14 protein-coding genes are annotated in these 16,147 nt (G+C 46.0%); 5 read left to right on the top strand and 9 right to left on the bottom strand.

Features of this window, described 5'->3' with window-relative positions:
- Positions 1–4 precede the first annotated feature (4 nt).
- From GGQ95_RS16725 to wecB, 4 genes are all read right to left on the bottom strand, one after another.
- Positions 5–1,312, bottom strand: a complete 1,308-nt coding sequence (locus GGQ95_RS16725; protein WP_183187179.1) for a nucleotide sugar dehydrogenase — start codon at positions 1,310–1,312, stop codon at positions 5–7.
- A gap of 113 nt (positions 1,313–1,425) precedes the next feature.
- Positions 1,426–2,760 (bottom strand): UDP-glucose dehydrogenase family protein, encoded by a 1,335-nt coding sequence (locus tag GGQ95_RS16720; protein ID WP_183187178.1) that lies wholly within the window; start codon positions 2,758–2,760, stop codon positions 1,426–1,428.
- 362 nt (positions 2,761–3,122) lie between these two features.
- Positions 3,123–3,518 (bottom strand): hypothetical protein, encoded by a 396-nt coding sequence (locus GGQ95_RS16715; RefSeq protein ID WP_044742431.1) that lies wholly within the window; start codon positions 3,516–3,518, stop codon positions 3,123–3,125.
- Positions 3,519–3,722: 204 nt separating this feature from the next.
- Positions 3,723–4,868, bottom strand: a complete 1,146-nt coding sequence (gene wecB / locus GGQ95_RS16710; protein WP_183187177.1) for a non-hydrolyzing UDP-N-acetylglucosamine 2-epimerase — start codon at positions 4,866–4,868, stop codon at positions 3,723–3,725.
- Positions 4,869–5,033: 165 nt separating this feature from the next.
- On the opposite strand from wecB, the gene tagU reads away from it, so the two are divergent.
- Positions 5,034–5,966 carry a polyisoprenyl-teichoic acid--peptidoglycan teichoic acid transferase TagU gene (gene tagU / locus GGQ95_RS16705; RefSeq protein ID WP_044742429.1) on the top strand — a complete coding sequence of 311 codons (933 nt, stop codon included), beginning with the start codon at positions 5,034–5,036 and terminating at the stop codon, positions 5,964–5,966.
- Positions 5,967–6,077: 111 nt separating this feature from the next.
- Here tagU and GGQ95_RS16700 read toward each other — a convergent pair whose 3' ends face one another.
- Entirely contained in the window at positions 6,078–7,706 is a 1,629-nt protein-coding gene (locus tag GGQ95_RS16700; protein ID WP_183187176.1) for a C40 family peptidase, read from the bottom strand.
- A gap of 201 nt (positions 7,707–7,907) precedes the next feature.
- Here GGQ95_RS16700 and GGQ95_RS16695 point away from each other — a divergent pair, with 201 nt between their 5' ends.
- Genes GGQ95_RS16695 through GGQ95_RS18635 form a run of 3 tightly spaced genes read left to right on the top strand, consistent with a single transcriptional unit; the run spans position 7,908 to position 12,380 of the window.
- Complete coding sequence (locus tag GGQ95_RS16695) at positions 7,908–9,488, top strand: hypothetical protein (protein ID WP_080861622.1); 1,581 nt, start codon at positions 7,908–7,910, stop codon at positions 9,486–9,488.
- Positions 9,481–12,249: a DEAD/DEAH box helicase gene (locus GGQ95_RS16690; protein ID WP_183187175.1), complete on the top strand. Its 2,769-nt coding sequence runs from the start codon at positions 9,481–9,483 to the stop codon at positions 12,247–12,249. Before GGQ95_RS16695 ends, GGQ95_RS16690 begins: the two co-directional genes overlap by 8 nt.
- The gene (locus GGQ95_RS18635; RefSeq protein WP_255375086.1) at positions 12,246–12,380 is read left to right on the top strand and encodes a hypothetical protein; all 135 of its coding nucleotides are present in this window, start codon (positions 12,246–12,248) and stop codon (positions 12,378–12,380) included. Before GGQ95_RS16690 ends, GGQ95_RS18635 begins: the two co-directional genes overlap by 4 nt.
- A gap of 159 nt (positions 12,381–12,539) precedes the next feature.
- Here GGQ95_RS18635 and GGQ95_RS16685 read toward each other — a convergent pair whose 3' ends face one another.
- A complete protein-coding gene (locus GGQ95_RS16685) occupies positions 12,540–13,034 on the bottom strand; it encodes a hypothetical protein (protein ID WP_159720550.1) in 495 nt (164 codons plus the stop codon).
- A gap of 351 nt (positions 13,035–13,385) precedes the next feature.
- Entirely contained in the window at positions 13,386–13,730 is a 345-nt protein-coding gene (gene ssb, locus GGQ95_RS16680; RefSeq protein ID WP_080861607.1) for a single-stranded DNA-binding protein, read from the bottom strand.
- A 283-nt stretch (positions 13,731–14,013) separates the two neighbouring features.
- On the opposite strand from ssb, the gene GGQ95_RS16675 reads away from it, so the two are divergent.
- Entirely contained in the window at positions 14,014–14,475 is a 462-nt protein-coding gene (locus tag GGQ95_RS16675; RefSeq protein WP_044742424.1) for a YwpF-like family protein, read from the top strand.
- A 6-nt stretch (positions 14,476–14,481) separates the two neighbouring features.
- Here GGQ95_RS16675 and srtD read toward each other — a convergent pair whose 3' ends face one another.
- Positions 14,482–15,102: a class D sortase, LPxTATN-specific gene (gene srtD, locus GGQ95_RS16670; protein ID WP_183187174.1), complete on the bottom strand. Its 621-nt coding sequence runs from the start codon at positions 15,100–15,102 to the stop codon at positions 14,482–14,484.
- Position 15,103: 1 nt separating this feature from the next.
- Positions 15,104–16,066 (bottom strand): processed acidic surface protein, encoded by a 963-nt coding sequence (locus tag GGQ95_RS16665; protein WP_052660930.1) that lies wholly within the window; start codon positions 16,064–16,066, stop codon positions 15,104–15,106.
- Positions 16,067–16,147 lie beyond the last annotated feature (81 nt).

The following is a 16,147-nucleotide window of genomic DNA, read 5'->3' as shown; positions in this document are numbered from 1 at the left end:
TCACCTAATTAGAAAAGGTATGCTTTTCATACTTGGAGCGGTGTTTGGCATCTCCGAGCACATGCACGTCAAATCCGTTTTCCTCCCAGAGGCCGCGCTCGATACAATGTTTTGTATCAAAAATCATGGACGTGCGCATGTGAGCGCCTACTTGCTCAGGCTGCAAATATTTAAACTCTTGATGGTCTGTTAAAATAACGATCATATCGGCATGCGCCACCGCTTGTTCCAGCTCCTGCGTCTGCTGGCTTAACTGATTCTCCTTAATATGCGGGTCATACGCTGTGTAGTCGATTCCCAGCTTCTCTAAATGATGGATGACCTCCAGCGATGGACTTTCGCGCATATCGTCCACATTTCCTTTGAACGCCAATCCGAACACCGCCACTCGGCCGTGCTTAATTCCTTTTTCATTTAAAATTTGCTTAATTTTCAAAGCGGTATATTCTGGCATGCTGTCGTTCGTCTGACGGGAAAGGTGAATCATTTTCGCTAATTCCGGCTGCAATTCTACTAGGAACCATGGATCGACTGCGATGCAATGGCCGCCAACGCCGGGCCCTGGAAAATGGATATTGACGCGCGGATGAAAATTAGCTAAGCGAATCGCCTCCCACACATCAATGCCAATTTTTTCGCTGATTTTCGCTAGTTCATTGGCAAAAGCAATGTTGACATCACGATACGTATTTTCCATGACCTTTACCATTTCGGCCGTTGTCGCGTCGGTTAAATGGATCGTTCCTTTTACGAATGTTTTGTATAATTCAGCTGTTAAACGGCTTGATTCTTCATTGATGCCGCCGATAATGCGGTCGTTATTGGTTAATTCCTCAAAAATTCTCCCTGGAATGACGCGTTCAGGGGAATGGGAAACATAAAGCTCTGTGCCGATTTCCAAACCCGTTTCCCGTAAAATCGGCAGCATGACATCCTCTACCGTGCGCGGCGGTACCGTTGATTCCAGCACGACCAAATTTCCGGGACGGACATAAGGAACGATCGACTGAGTAGCAGCGCGAACATAATCTAAATTCGCTGTTTTATCTGGATTAATCGGAGAAGGAACGGCAATGATGAATACATCGGCTTCTTCCGGTGTTGTCGAAACCGTCAATTTTCCGCTGTCTATCGCTTGATTAAGACGCTCTTGCAATCCATTTTCTTCAATATGCAATTGTTTTTTTTGAATCATGCTGATTGCTTTTTCGTTAATATCAACACCATGTACCTGCAAGCCATGATTGGCAAACATGACGGCTGTTGGAAGTCCAATATATCCTAATCCAATGACACAAATTTTTTTGCTCATACGAAGTCTTTCTCCTTTACTGAAGTACCTTTTTTACAATCAAACTTTATTATAACAAAAAACAAACTGCGATTATATATTTGTAACGAATTTTAAACATTTGCGGCGTTGTCCTATCTTCTGCTGCCCTCCATAGAAGGAGCCTGCACAATCGGCCTTCTTCCGATCGAGATGTAGGTGAGCGGAAATCTTTCCGCTTCTTTGATATCGTAACAGTTCCGGCCATCAAAAATGACTGGTTCCTTCATTTGTTCCACATAAAGTGAAAACGGCAGCGCTTTGATTTCCTCCCACTCGGTTGCAATAAAGGCAATTTCTTGGCCGCACAGCGCCTCAGCAGCAGATGACGCATAAACCACTTGATCTCCAAGTATAGCTTTAGCTTTTTCCATTGCAATCGGATCATACACGGTGACTTGTGCTTGATCGCCAAGCAATTGATGGATGAAAACAAGCGAGGCAGCCTCGCGAATGTCATCTGTGTTAGGCTTAAAGGAAAGCCCAAGAACCGCTACTTTTTTTCCTGCGAGTGAACCGAATAATTCTTTTGCTTTTGTATATAATAATAACTGCTGTTTATTATTGACATGAATGACCGCTTCAAGCAGGTCAAACTGATATTGGAGATTTCCCGCCAGCTGCACAAGCGCTTTTGTATCTTTTGGAAAGCATGAGCCTCCGTAGCCGATGCCGGCTTTTAGAAAATGCGGCCCGATCCGGTGATCCTGCCCAATTCCATAAGCAACATCATCAATATTGGCGCCAACCTTTTCGCAAATATTGGCAATTTCATTAATAAAGCTGATTTTCGTCGCCAAAAATGCGTTGGCGGCATATTTAATCATTTCCGCACTGCGAATATCGGTATGAATAATCGGGATGCCGAACGGTTTGTTAATATCCGCGATCACGGTTGCAGCTTCGGGATCATTGGCACCGATGACAATGCGGTCACCGTGAAACATGTCGTAAATGGCGGAGCCTTCCCGCAAAAATTCCGGGTTGGAAACAACGGTAATATCCGCTTCCGCCGCTTTATGTTCATGAATCATCCTTTGAATGCGATCATTCGTACCGACCGGAACGGTGCTTTTGATGACAACAATCGCTCGTTTGCGAACATAACGGCTAATAGCCAACGCCGCTTCTTCCACATAGGTCAAATCAGCGGAGCCATCCTCTTTTTCTGGCGTGCCAACAGCAATATAAATAATATCAGCTTGTCCATACGCCATTTCTTCATCCGCTGTAAAAAAAAGCCGACCTTGCTCCATGTTTTTTCTCATTAATTCGTCTAAACCAGGTTCGTATATCGGCGAGATTCCTTGCTTCATCATTTGCACTTTCGGCTCATCAATATCATAACAAATCACATCATGTCCGATTTCTGCAAGACAAACCCCCGTAACAAGGCCTACATATCCTGTACCTGTAACAGTGATTTTCACACTATGTTCCTCCTACGATGACATCATCTCATATCCCTCATTCTATAATAACCAAAGGGGAAAAGAAAGCAAATACATGTCATCCGCATACCCCATCCATTATTTTACTTTTAAAAACCCTCTCTGAAACAAAGGTCACAGGAAAATGAAAAATCCGCTATCTATGCATTTTCCACAAAAAAAAAGCTACAGCCATTATAGCTATAGCATATGCGTTGGGCGGCTTGCCAGTTCATCCTTTGACTGACACTGCCATATCTAAATGCTCCTGCCAAAATCGAGTGGACTAAAATAGATGGCTCCTCATCGTTCCTAGTCCTGACTGTGACATGAAGAAATAGGTGCTCTAAAGCATTCTCTTGTTACACGCGCTGCTTTTTCTTTTCTTGAAGCTGTTCAATATAGTAGTTGGCTTCCGCCTTGCAAGAAACGGGAATATCCTCTATTTGCAGCTCTTTTGTCAACTGCTCGATGGTTTGCAACTGCTCTTCAGTCGGCTTTTCTGATAGGACTTTTTCCATGATTTCATTAATTTTCGCGGCTAATTCTTGATGAAAGGACGGGCTTTGCTTTATTTCTTCATCTAATGAATGGAACCAAGCGGCTTGTTTTTCAATATATTGCCGCCAGTGCTGCATAAAGACGGCCGGATCAAACTGTTCTTCCTGCCACTGAATTTGATTCATATATTTTTCAAAAACGAAAGCAATGGAACGGGAAATGCTAATTTTTGTTCCATGAGGAAGATTTTTTAGCATAAAGAAAAAACCTCCAAAAATTTTTTGTGCTGTCACATGATTGTATATATAGCCTTACCAATCGAAATGATTTCCAAGCGGCAACGGCCTCTTTCGATCGTTGCTTGCCAATGAATGACGAATTTGTTTATTACTTTGTACATAAACAACGAAAAATATCCCCGCACCATGGTCTCGCTCGACACGGATGCGGGAATGGCTGGCTTAACAGCTGAACGGCTGTGGAGGCTGATTCGTTCTTCCGAAATGATAAAGAATCGCTTGGACAATCCGTTTGGACGCTTTTCCATCTCCATAAGGATTGGCCGCTTTGGCCATCCGTTCATAGGCCGCTGGATCGTTCAGCAGCTCAAACGCCATTTGATAAATCGTTTCCTCGCTTGTGCCAGCCAGCTTTAACGTTCCAGCTGCGATTCCTTCCGGGCGCTCGGTCGTATCGCGAAGCACAAGCACAGGCACTCCAAGAGACGGCGCTTCCTCCTGCACCCCTCCGGAGTCTGTTAAAATCAAGAACGAGCGTGCCGCAAAATTATGAAAATCGACGACGCCTAAAGGTTCAATCAAATGAATGCGGTCATCTTGGCCGAGAATCTCGTTGGCCACTTCCCGGACGGCAGGATTTAAATGAACAGGATAGACGACTTGAATATCATCATGCTCTTGCACTAACCGTTTAATCGCGCGAAACATATTTCGCATCGGCTCTCCTAAATTTTCCCGGCGGTGGGCCGTCAGCAAAATCATCCGGCTTCCATTCATCCGCTTCAGCACAGGGTGGTCGTAATCGTTGCTCACCGTTGTTTTCAGCGCATCAATGGCGGTATTGCCTGTAATAAAAATGGAATCGCGTTTTTTATTTTCGCTCACTAAATTGTCATGCGCCTGTTGGGTCGGTGCAAAATGAAGATCAGCCATGACTCCTGTCAGCTGGCGGTTCATTTCTTCTGGAAACGGTGAATATTTGTTCCATGTCCGCAGTCCCGCCTCCACATGCCCTACGGCAATTTGATTATAAAACGCCGCAAGGCTTGCGACAAACGTAGTGGTTGTATCGCCATGCACAAGCACTAAATCCGGCTTGACTTCCTTCATGACTTGATCCAATCCAGAAAGCGCCCGGACGGTAATATCGGCGAGCGTCTGGCGGTCCTTCATAATATTCAAATCGTGGTCTGGCGTAATTCGGAACACGTCCAATACTTGATCAAGCATTTGACGATGTTGTGCCGTTACGGTCACAATTGATTGTATATGTTGGTCATGTTTTTCTAATTCTAATACAAGAGGCGCCATTTTGATCGCTTCTGGCCGCGTCCCAAAAATGGTCATCACTTTTAATTTTTGCTTCATATTTTCACCTACAATATTGATGGCTATAAAAAGTCTGTCCCTATTCTAACATGTGCGTTCGGCAATGAAAAGTTGATTTTTACTCAATCTTTGCCAAGGAAAATACGTCCATAACCCTTGCTTCTTTCCAAAATAGAGACATGACGTCGAACAAAGGAGATACACATGAAAACGAAACAGCGAAAATGGCTATGGGTGATCGGAATAACAATGGTTCTCGCCCTCGCTGGTATTGGCGCATATGCTTATTCTATTTATTCCAACGTCAAACATACGGCACAACAAATTTATGAACCCGTTACACCAATCGCTCCCAAAAAACGCACAAAGCCTGTGTCATTAAAAAGGCAAACCCCGATTTCTTTTTTATTGATTGGCGTAGATGAGCGCAAGGGCGACCGTGGTCGAGCGGATTCGCTTATCGTTTTGACCGTCAATCCAAATGAAAAATCCATTAAGCTGCTCAGCATCCCGCGCGATACGAGAGTCGAAATGGTCGGAAAAGGGAAAATGGATAAAATAAACCATTCTTACGCATTCGGCGGCGTCAATATGACCATCGCTACCGTTGAAAAGTTTCTTGATATTCCTATTGATTATTATATGAAAGTCAATATGGAAAGTTTTAAAGATATCGTGGATGCCGTCGGCGGAGTCACTGTAGATAATCCCTTTGCCTTTACATATGACGGCGTGACATTTCCAAAGGGAGAAGTGGCTCTTAATGGAGATAAAGCGTTGAAGTATGCCCGCATGCGCTATGATGATCCTCGCGGCGATTTTGGTCGTGAGGATCGACAAAAACAAATCATTGAAGCCGTGATTCAAAAAGGAGCCAGCCTTTCTTCATTCGTCTATTACGACGACATGCTGGCGGCTATTGCCAAGCATGTCAAAACGAATTTAACACTCGCACAGATGAGGGATATTCAAGAGAGGTACAAAGAGGCACGCCAGCATATGCAGCAGCTCCATTTACAAGGAACCGGAACAAAAATAAATGGCATTTTTTATGTGCTTATTTCTGAAAAAGAGCGGTTGGCCGTGTCGAATGCATTAAAAACCCATTTGGAAGTGAAGCAGCAAAGGAGCGGCTGATGCGATCAGCCGCTCTAAACGGTTGACAAAAGCTTTCATCCCGCGCTCCACTGCCTTCCTTTTCTGCCAACCATTTTCAAGCCCGTCCATTCCCAATTTCAACTGGTCGGATTACCAATACCGCTTCGCTCCCACATAGCAAGAGCTCCAATAAGAATTGCTAAATGAGCTGATCGTTACTCCGGTAGAGCTGCCGCTATGAAGAAATTGATTGTTGCCGATATAGATCCCCACATGGGAAACCGTATTGCCTTCCGTTTTGAAAAAGACCATATCGCCAATGGAAGGAGAGGAAACACTAGTGCCCGCGTTCCACATCGTAGCGACTGTTCGCGGCACCTTGACGCCTTGCTGCTGGAATAAGTAATAAATAAGCCCGCTGCAATCAAAGCCTTGCTCCGGGGTTTGTCCTCCCCATACATATGGCTTGCCCAACAATAAAGCGGCATCCGCTACCAGCTCAATCGGATCGACCTTCTGTACCGAATTTTGGGACTTGAGCCGTTGATAAGTCGTATCATCAACAATCCCTGTCACTTTTAAGCCGGCATTTTGCTGAAATTGCCTCACTGCATCAGCTGTAATCATTCCGTAATAGCCGGTAATTTGCGCAGAGGTGACAAGACCAAGCTGGTTTAGCTTCGTCTGCACTTCCTTCACCAAATCGCCGCTGAACCCAATCGTTATGTAGATGGTCGCCTGATTGCCGCCCGATGGCGCGGTCTCCTTCGGCTGCACCGCTTCCCTCAGCTTGGTGAGCGTCGCATTGTCCACCGTCCCTGTCGCAGAAAGGCCCGCTTGCTTTTGGAATTTTTTCACCGCGTCAGCCGTGATCGTTCCATAATAGCTTGTAATTTCCGGATAAGTGAAGTGACCGAGCTGCTTCAGCTTCGTCTGCACTTCCTTCACTAAATCGCCGCTGGACCCAATTGTTAAGTAGACAGTCGCCTGATTGCCGCCCGATGGCGCGGTCTCCTTCGGCTGCACCACTTCCCTCAGCTTGGTAAGCGTCGTATTGTCCACCGTCCCTGTCGCAGAAAGGCCCGCTTGCTTTTGGAATTTTTTCACCGCATCGGCTGTGATCGTTCCATAATAGCTTGTAATTTCCGGATAAGTGAAATGACCGAGCTGCTTCAGCTTCGTCTGCACTTCCTTCACCAAATCGCCGCTTGATCCAATCGTTAAGTAGATCGTCGCCTTATTAACAGAGGACGTCGACGTCTTTGTCTTTGCATTTGCCGCGTCCTTCAGCTTGGTAAGCGTCGCATTGTCCGCCGCTCCTGTCGCGGGAAGCCCTGCTTGCTTTTGGAATTTTTTCACCGCGTCGGCCGTGATCGTTCCGTAATATCCTGTAATTTCTGAGTAGGTAAACAAGCCGAGCGTTTTTAATTGCTGTTGCAGCGTTTTAACCGCTTCACCAGAAGCCCCTTGCTTTAATGCAGGCTGCGGGCTGGATGCGGTCTTTAATTTTGCATACGTTTGATCGTCGACCACCCCTGTGACTGGAAGCTTAACAGAGGATTGGAAATTTTTTACCGCCGTCTCCGTGATCGTTCCATAATAGCCAGTTGCCGTTGGATACGTGAAAAAACCCGCCGCTTTTAACAGCTGCTGCACTTCTTTGACTTTCGCGTCGCTCATGCCGATTTTCAACTGCGCCGCTTTACCTTCTGTAGGCAGCATAAACAGCGCTGAAGCAAATGCCGATGTCATGATGACGTGCCGCGCCTTCCATTGCATTCTGCTCTCCCTCCTTTAACCGTTCGCCATGTCGAAAAAAGGAATCCAGCACTTGAATTCTTTTTTTCGACTGGCGCTAGTTCTAGTATAACGAAACTTTCTTTTTTATTGAAGGAGACTTTTGTTATAATTCTTGTATAAATGACGAGAAAAGCAATTAGAATGAAAGAATAGAAACGATTCGGGAAAGGATGAGAACAGTTGCTGCAAACAAGTCTGTCGAAAGCGGCGCTGGAGGAAACGGCCCGCCAGCTCCAACGAGAAATAGCCTTTCCTTTGCACGAAGCCGATTTAAAAAAAGGATTGAAGCTTTATCGAGAAGGCTTCGTCTATAACGCTCATTTACTCGATTCTCAAACGGTGCACGCTCACGTATTAGACGAAAAGGTACACCAATTAACGCTTCATTTTACTGATCTTTCACAAGGCCGCTGCGAATGCGGAGCAGCTCCTATATGCTCGCACAGATTGGCGCTCTTTTTTTATTTATACGCAAATGTCGGCCCCGTCGGAGAACTGGTCCGAACGTGGACTCAAAGACAACCATCGATTAAGCTGGCCAAAGCCAGCCAAAGCGGAAAGCCGTCAGGTTCATCGAGCAGTTGGCGGGAACAATTTGAACAGGCTTATCACCGCTTTTTAACTCATTATCGCATGATTGACTATTGGTTCGCCCATCATTTATGCGACCGTTTTTTTCCATCACTGCTCGATAAAGCTCCTGATTTGTCCGTTGAAAAACAGCTTTATCATCTTCACGCTGCACTGTTTACCTTTGAGCAGCTGATCGAATATAGCGAACGGTTTCAGCGATATTCCTACCATCGCTCCTATTGGGAAGCAGCCGCTTCTGACTTCGTAAGCGTCATTCACAATAAATGCGCATCTCTTGCCAGCATGTCCATACCAGCAGCCTATTCCACACTGCTGAAAGAAACTCAAGAATATGTGCATTCTCTCTTATTTACCGGTCCAAATTTGCCGGACTTGCGCATTCGCGTGTATCAAACCGTATGGAACATGCTCGTTCAAGGCGGATTGTCTACGGAGCATGAGCGAGAGAAGCTGCAGCCGAAGCTAGAGCATCCCTCTTCAAAGAAGGAAAGCCTGATCGCTTTAGCCCATCTCGCCTTTTTGCGCCGTCATGATGGAGAAGCATTCGCGTTTCTCAAACAGTCTGATATGCCGGTTGTTTCGTATTTGCTGTTTTGGCTTCGGGAGCTTTCCCATACTCGACAGTGGACGCGGATGAAGGCGTGGTGGCCGCTGTGCCTAGATGCTGTCGCTTCGCTCGAGACCATCTCTCATCATAATAGAACGCAAATTATCAGAGAAGTGCTCCATCTATTGGAACACTATACAGAGACTACTGGAGATGGAACCTACTACGAGAGGATGCTGCAAAAGCTGCTTCCATATAGCGCCTATGATTACAGCTATTTTCTCATGGCAAGCGGCCAATATAAAAAATGGGTCGATTTGCATCTCATCGCCCATATGGAAATTGAAGATATCCACCGCTCGTTTTTGGCCGAGATCGAAAAGAGCGATCGTTCATTATTGCTGCCGCTTTACCATCACGGCGTACAAAAAATGATTCAAATGAAAAATCGCCAAGCTTATAAACGCGCCGTTAAATATTTAAAAAAGCTGCGCTCCTATTACCGGTCATTGGGCAAATATCATACATGGCTCGAATACCGTGAGCGATTGTTGGCCGAAACGAAGCGGATGCGAGCGTTTTATGAAGAAATGCAGAAAGGAAAGTTGCTGAATGATTAAGACCATTACACTTATGGGACGATGGCTTGATGAGGAAGAAGCTTTTTTCCTCTACAGCAACGTCCCTTTGAATCTTTGGCAAACGATCGCTTTTTCCTGGCATGAGGAAAGCTTTTACGGCACGCTTTTGTCGAGTGCCAAAATAGGCCATGAGGAAGGCGTTTTGCTTTCTCCATGGGAAGCGGCTACTTTTTTTGCACTTTCCCCTGAAAATGAGCTGGCTCCGCTTGAGTGGAGCGAAAGCTTGTCTACTTGGCGACAGTGGGCGCAAGAAATGATGGACGATATTTGCGAAATGCGCCTCATGCCCGATTTTTCCGCATGGAAAAAAGGCGGATTCGGTTGGAAACGGAAGGATGGAGCTGATGAAGATCGCTTTTTAATAAAATGGCGTTCGCTTGCGATCAATGAGTGGATCAGACGCGACCGCGAGCTAAACGAAACATGGGAGGAAATTGTTCGCACTTATCCGCTCACTACCAGCCATATCCCCTATTGGCTCACCAATGAAGACGACTGGCTGTATGAAATTGGCTGGAATGGCCAGCGTCCTCCGTTTATGGTAGCGCTGCGCCTTACCGAGCCGATGGAGGATTTCTCCCATTGGTCTCTAGAAACGGTGCTCGTTGCTCATGATGAAACGGAAGCGCTCGTCTGGCACAAGTCCATGGAGTGGCCCAATGGATGGCGGGAACACGAACAAGCCATTCAGCGCGCCCATCGTCTCTGGCTGAAAATCGTACCATGGCTTGCCGATGAAAACGGCGGGCTTTTGGTTGATTTGGATGATGAACAAGCATGGCGCTTTTTATCGGAGGCAAGCGAACAGCTCGTAGAAGCCGGCGTGCGCATTTTATTGCCTTCTTGGTGGGAAGCGGTCAAACAGACACGCCTCACGTTAAAAGCAAAAGTGAAGTCTTCTCCATCATCCAATCCGTCACTATTAGGACTGGATGCACTTGTCGATTTTGATTGGAAAATTGCCACAAACGGTGTGGAGCTTAGTGAAGAGGAGTTCGACCAGCTTGTCGCGCAAAAGCGTCGCCTCATGCAAGTGCACGGACGTTGGATTCAGCTTGATCCTAAGCTGATTCAACACGTACAGTCTTTAATGAAAAAAGCGCGAGAAGAAGGTGTGGCCATTCGTGACATTCTACAGGAAGCCTTCGTACAACAAACACAAAGCGAAACATCCGAAGAGACCGGCGAGCTCCGTCGGTTTGCCATTGAGCTAAATCGCAGTTTTCAAACGCTTGTAAGCAAGCTGACAAACATTGACCGTATTCCATCGGTTTCCATTCCTCATTCATTTAAAGAAACACTGCGGCCATACCAGCAGCGTGGTGTCGACTGGCTGCTCTTTTTGCGCCGCTTTCGTCTTGGCGCTTGTCTGGCAGACGATATGGGGCTTGGTAAAACGGTGCAAATGCTCGCTTACTGGACATACGTGCAGAAGCATGAGGCCAATCAACAGCCGTCTCTGCTCATTTGCCCAACGAGCGTGATCGGTAATTGGCAAAAAGAATGCGAGCGGTTTGCCCCGTCTTTAAACATCTATATTCATCATGGCTCAAACCGCGCAAAGAAAGAAGCGTTCGTTGCCGCGGTCAAGCGGGCCGATCTCGTCCTCACCTCGTACAGCTTGGCTCATCTTGACAGCGACGAGCTAAAATCCATTGAATGGGACACCATCTGTTTAGATGAGGCCCAAAACATTAAGAACGCCGATACGAAACAAGCACGCGCAATTCGAACATTCATCGGCCGTCATAAAATCGCCCTTTCCGGCACGCCGATGGAAAACAGGCTAAGCGAGCTATGGAGCATTTTTCATTTTATCAATCCCGGTTATTTAGGCAGCCAAAAGCAATTTCAACGCCGCTTTGCCATCCCTATTGAAAAGGAACGGGATACCCAAAAAGTGGCGGTGCTGCAAAATTTGATCCGCCCGTTTTTATTGCGGCGTACGAAAACCGATGAAGCGATCGCTCTTGACCTTCCTGATAAGCTTGAACAAAAAGAATATTGCCCGTTGACGGCCGAACAGGCGTCTCTTTATGAAGAGCTTGTTCAGCAGACGCTGGCCGACATCGAAAAAGCAGACCGATTTGAACGGCGCGGCCTTATTTTGCAAATGCTAAACCATCTGAAACAGCTATGCAACCACCCGGCCCTGTATTTAAAAGAAGCCAATCCGGCCAACCTTTTAGCACGCTCCCGCAAATTGGAAAAATTGCTGGAGCTTATCGAGCAAATCCGTGAGCGCGGAGAAAGCTGCTTAATTTTTACGCAATATATCGAAATGGGGAGGATGATTCAACAGTTGATCTCTTCCCATTTTCACGAACAAACGCTCTTTTTAAACGGCAGCGTCCCGAAAGCGGAACGCGACCGCATGATTGAGCAATTTCAACAAGGTGCCTTTCATATGTTCATTTTATCCTTAAAGGCTGGAGGCATCGGATTAAACTTAACCGCGGCCAACCACGTGATCCACTTCGACCGTTGGTGGAATCCCGCTGTCGAAAATCAAGCGACAGACCGCGCTTACCGCATTGGCCAAAAGCGGTTTGTTCATGTTCACAAACTGATTACGGTTGGCACGCTAGAAGAAAAAATCGATGAAATGATTGAGCGCAAGCAAGCGCTGAATAACGAAATTATCCAAAGCGAAGCATGGATCACCGAGCTTTCTAATGAAGAACTACGGGAGCTATTGATTTTGCCAGCCATGGTTCATAAAGGAGCGGAACGATCATGAAAAACACAAGGAGAAAGAAAACAAAGGAAGCAAGCAAGCAAACGGCTTGGGAAAAACTGCGTGAGCAAATGGCGAAAAAAATAGCCAGCCGCCAGCAACACAGCCGGCATACAAACAGCAGCCTCAGATGATCGATTTCATTTTTGCGCCGCATGGATATCGTTCATTCATCCACACGAACAACGGGGGCATGAAATATGATATAGTATATGGATAAGATATGCAGCAAAAGAAAATAGAGAAGCAGCCAGCATGCCGGGCTCGTCTGATAGGATCAAAGGATGGCTCCATCAGCCCGACGGCTGCCTCGGCTCCGGCCGGAACATCGCCAAATACGATATCTGCTGCTTTCGGTAAATATAAAAGGTTTGTAGAATCTGAAAAATTAGCTGGCGTTCGATCGCAAGAAGCTCATGAGCACAGAGACGGACATGCTTTCGCTGCACGTCGCTCCATTCGTAGGACACAACGGAAACCGTTCTTGTTTTTAAATGAAGGGCGACGGCGAACATATAGCGATGATCGACCGATTTGAACAGAAGATGCACACGCGCATTTTCTTGGCACTGAATCACGCGCAGCCATTGTCCGCGGCAAAGCTCCGCGGTCGTGTTCGTCTCCCTCTTTAACAGCGAAAGCGAATAAGAAAAACGATGGGCCGGCCTTGAATGAAACGGCAAAGACCAGGCGCTATGGATTTCTCGAATAAACACGCGGCACGAGGGCTCACAGCGCTTGCTTTGCTTTTTTTCATGCACGGCAATATCAGCTAGATAAAGATTCACGAACATCCTCCTTTCCTTAAAAATCTTTCAGTCAGCAGGTTTTTTTCGAAACCCCTTGTACAGCTTCATTCATAAAACGTAAACGGATCAAATATAATGGGACTATCTATCCTTCAGATGAGTTTGATTGGCAAGCCTCCATTTGCTTGCTGAAAGTTGAGATGGCCTCTATCGAACAAATTTTGTTTGAATGACAATCTCCTAATAAGAGGAGGCAGCTCTCATGATGGAAAAAGGGCCAACCATATGCGGCTGGCCAATATGTGAGGGGACGAATCGAGGAAAACCATTAGATGAGGACATCATCTTTCTGTTTATGGGGAAAATAAGAGGATCCATTTTTAGACGGGATTACTCTTGCGTGCTCCATACGGCGGCCTTGCCACCCATAAAACGAACAGACTCGGCAATAATCTCGGTCACATATACACGTTTTCCCGCTTGATTTTCGTAATTTCGTGTTTGAATGCGGCCCATGACGCCAATAATCGAACCTTTGCGGCAATAATGAGCCGTGTTCTCCGCTATTTTTCGCCATAGCTTGCAATGAATAAAATCTGTATCAATTTCACCGTCCGTATTGCGGAAGCTGCGGCTTACGGCCAGCGTCACATTCGCCATCGCTGCCCCATCTGCCGTATAGCGAAGCTCTGGATCTTTCGTCAAACGGCCGACTAACACGACCTGGTTAATCATTCCATTCCTCCCTTCTATCATTATATATTGGCCGCATTTCTAGCATAAATCATGGCAGTTTGATCCGTAAAATAGCGACTTTTGAATTTTTTTATTTACTTTTTCACAAAATATCGATAAGACTATTTTCTAATGATGCAAAAAACGACAAAAAAATTCAATTTTTTTCATTTTTTTATCTTTTTTCATGTGAAGCTTGTTGATCAATCCCGTTTGTTCATTTTCTTTTTCCAATATGATTGTGTTATAATCTTGTTTGAGACAACATTGACGAGGTGATAAAATGAAAACCTTCAAGCTTGTGGGGGTTCAGGTCATTGACGATCATCTACATCGCCAGCAAATTCCGCTCATTGACGGGCTCATCATCAATAAGGAAGATGGCAGAAACCGATGGCTCGTTGAAACATATATAGATAAACAATATGAACCACTATTCGCAAAACTCCAACGTTCTCAAGATGAAGTTCGCCTCGAAGTGACCATTTCCCACACCGGCAATGATCCAGCTTATATGCTTGCAACCATTCATTCTGTTACATCGATGAAGGAGCATATTAGCGTGCTCATGGAAGGACTTATGATCCGTAATCGAACAGATTTGGCAGAGATTGTGCTTGCCGGGCTTGTTGAAAAAGGATTGCAGGGTGAAGCGCTGCTGAAGGAATTTAAGCATGAGCTTCATGAGCGCCGCGGCATGAAGTGGCGCGAACCTGTAAAAGTGGATCAAGCAACAAAGGGCTAGATGATTCTAGCCCTTTTTTTGTTGCTCTTTTCGGCTGGCTGATGGCGAAATGAAATCCGCCACAAGAACATACCGCTGTTTGGCATTTCCGATAAAATCAAAGGGATAGCAAGTCGTTACCGTTAGCGTCGGCCGCGGCTTCTCCACAAGCACCGTACGGTCGTTTTCCGAAACAATGCGCACCTTTTTCACCCGATAAATAAACTCGCCAGCTTTCGTTTGGACAATCAATTCGTCATTCTTTCCCACGCTTCCTAAGCGGCGAAATACCGTGTCGCGGTGGCCGGATAGCACGACATTGCCTTCTTCGCCAGGTAAAGCGCTTTTTGGATAATGCCCGACCCCTTTGCGAAGCTGCTGTTCTGTCGCTCCATGATAAATGGGGATCGAAATATGAAGCTTAGGAATAAACAAGGTCCCCATGTGCTCATCCAGTTTCGGCTCCGGCTGACCAGTCTTTGTCTCGACAGATGAGATGACGGGCTTAGAGATGGTTTTAGGCTCTGTAGCGATGGGCTGAACGGCACGGTATCCTTCCCAATACGCATACCCATTCCATGCGGCCACCATGCTTCCCGCTATCATCCAGCCAATGGCTACATATTTCCTATACCTCGCTTTTCTCATCTTATTTCACCGTTCTCTCCCGCTTCCGCCAATACATCACGGCTCCAAGCAGAATCATCATCAGACCAAGCAGCATATTCTCCATATATGGCGAGGCCGTATTCGGCATTTTTTCGCCCTGCATTTTCGCTTTCATTTCACCGCCGATTTCCCCAGCGTGAATCAGATTTTCCCCGGCATGAAGGATATACCCTGATTTGAGCATTTCTTCAGACAGCTGCATATCCGCCAAGATCTCTCCTTGAGAGTTGCGAAGCTCAACAAGCAAATCGCGGCCTCCCAGCGTGTTCATATCCAGCAGTTTCTGATAGGATATTTCTTCCTTTTGACCATTCACTAAATAAAATACAGGATGGATTTCTAACGTTGCCAGCATGTCCTCCCAAATAGAGAGCAGCTCCTCTTTTTGTTGCTTCTTCAGCTTCGTCGGATCCTCTATATTGAGAAACCGCTCCATTCTCGCGTCCAGCTTTTTCATTTTCTCGGCCAGAGCTTTTTCATCAAGCGCCATGATATGGTCAAACAAGCGGTTCGCCTCTTGTTCAGTAAATCCGATCGCAGAGAGCATATCATTGATTTGCTGCATCGCCGCATCATGATGCAAATAAAAATGAACCGCCGCATCCAAATCCTCAATAAACGTATAATCCTGCAACGTCTCCCCGAATTGACCGAGCAATGCTTCTAGCTCCTCTTTTGTTAGTTTATGGCGCACAAGCAATTCATTTAATTGCTCCTCCGTAATCGGCGTTCCGAGCCATTGCTTCAGTTCATCCACCGTCGCAAAATCCGCCAGCGTCTTGTCATAATCACTTAAATACTGTTGTAAATCATTCATCGTCCATCCAAAGCTGCTTATGTACGATTGTACTTCTTTCTCGTTCACTTGCGCTGCAGCTGGCTGTCCAAATCCGTCTATACCAATAAAAAAGCAGAAAACGATGACCCAAAGAAGCTTTTTCAACGCTTGTTCCTCCCTTAAAAAAATTCATACGATAGTATTATTTTCCATTATGCATACTCTTATGTATTTACTATCTTTTAT

Origin of the sequence: Anoxybacteroides rupiense, from assembly GCF_014196195.1 — a bacterium.
In the GTDB taxonomy this organism is placed as follows: Bacteria; Bacillota; Bacilli; order Bacillales; family Anoxybacillaceae; genus Anoxybacteroides; species Anoxybacteroides rupiense.
The sequence above is the reverse complement of the archived record's forward strand: the minus strand, read 5'-3'. Positions and strand labels throughout refer to the sequence as shown.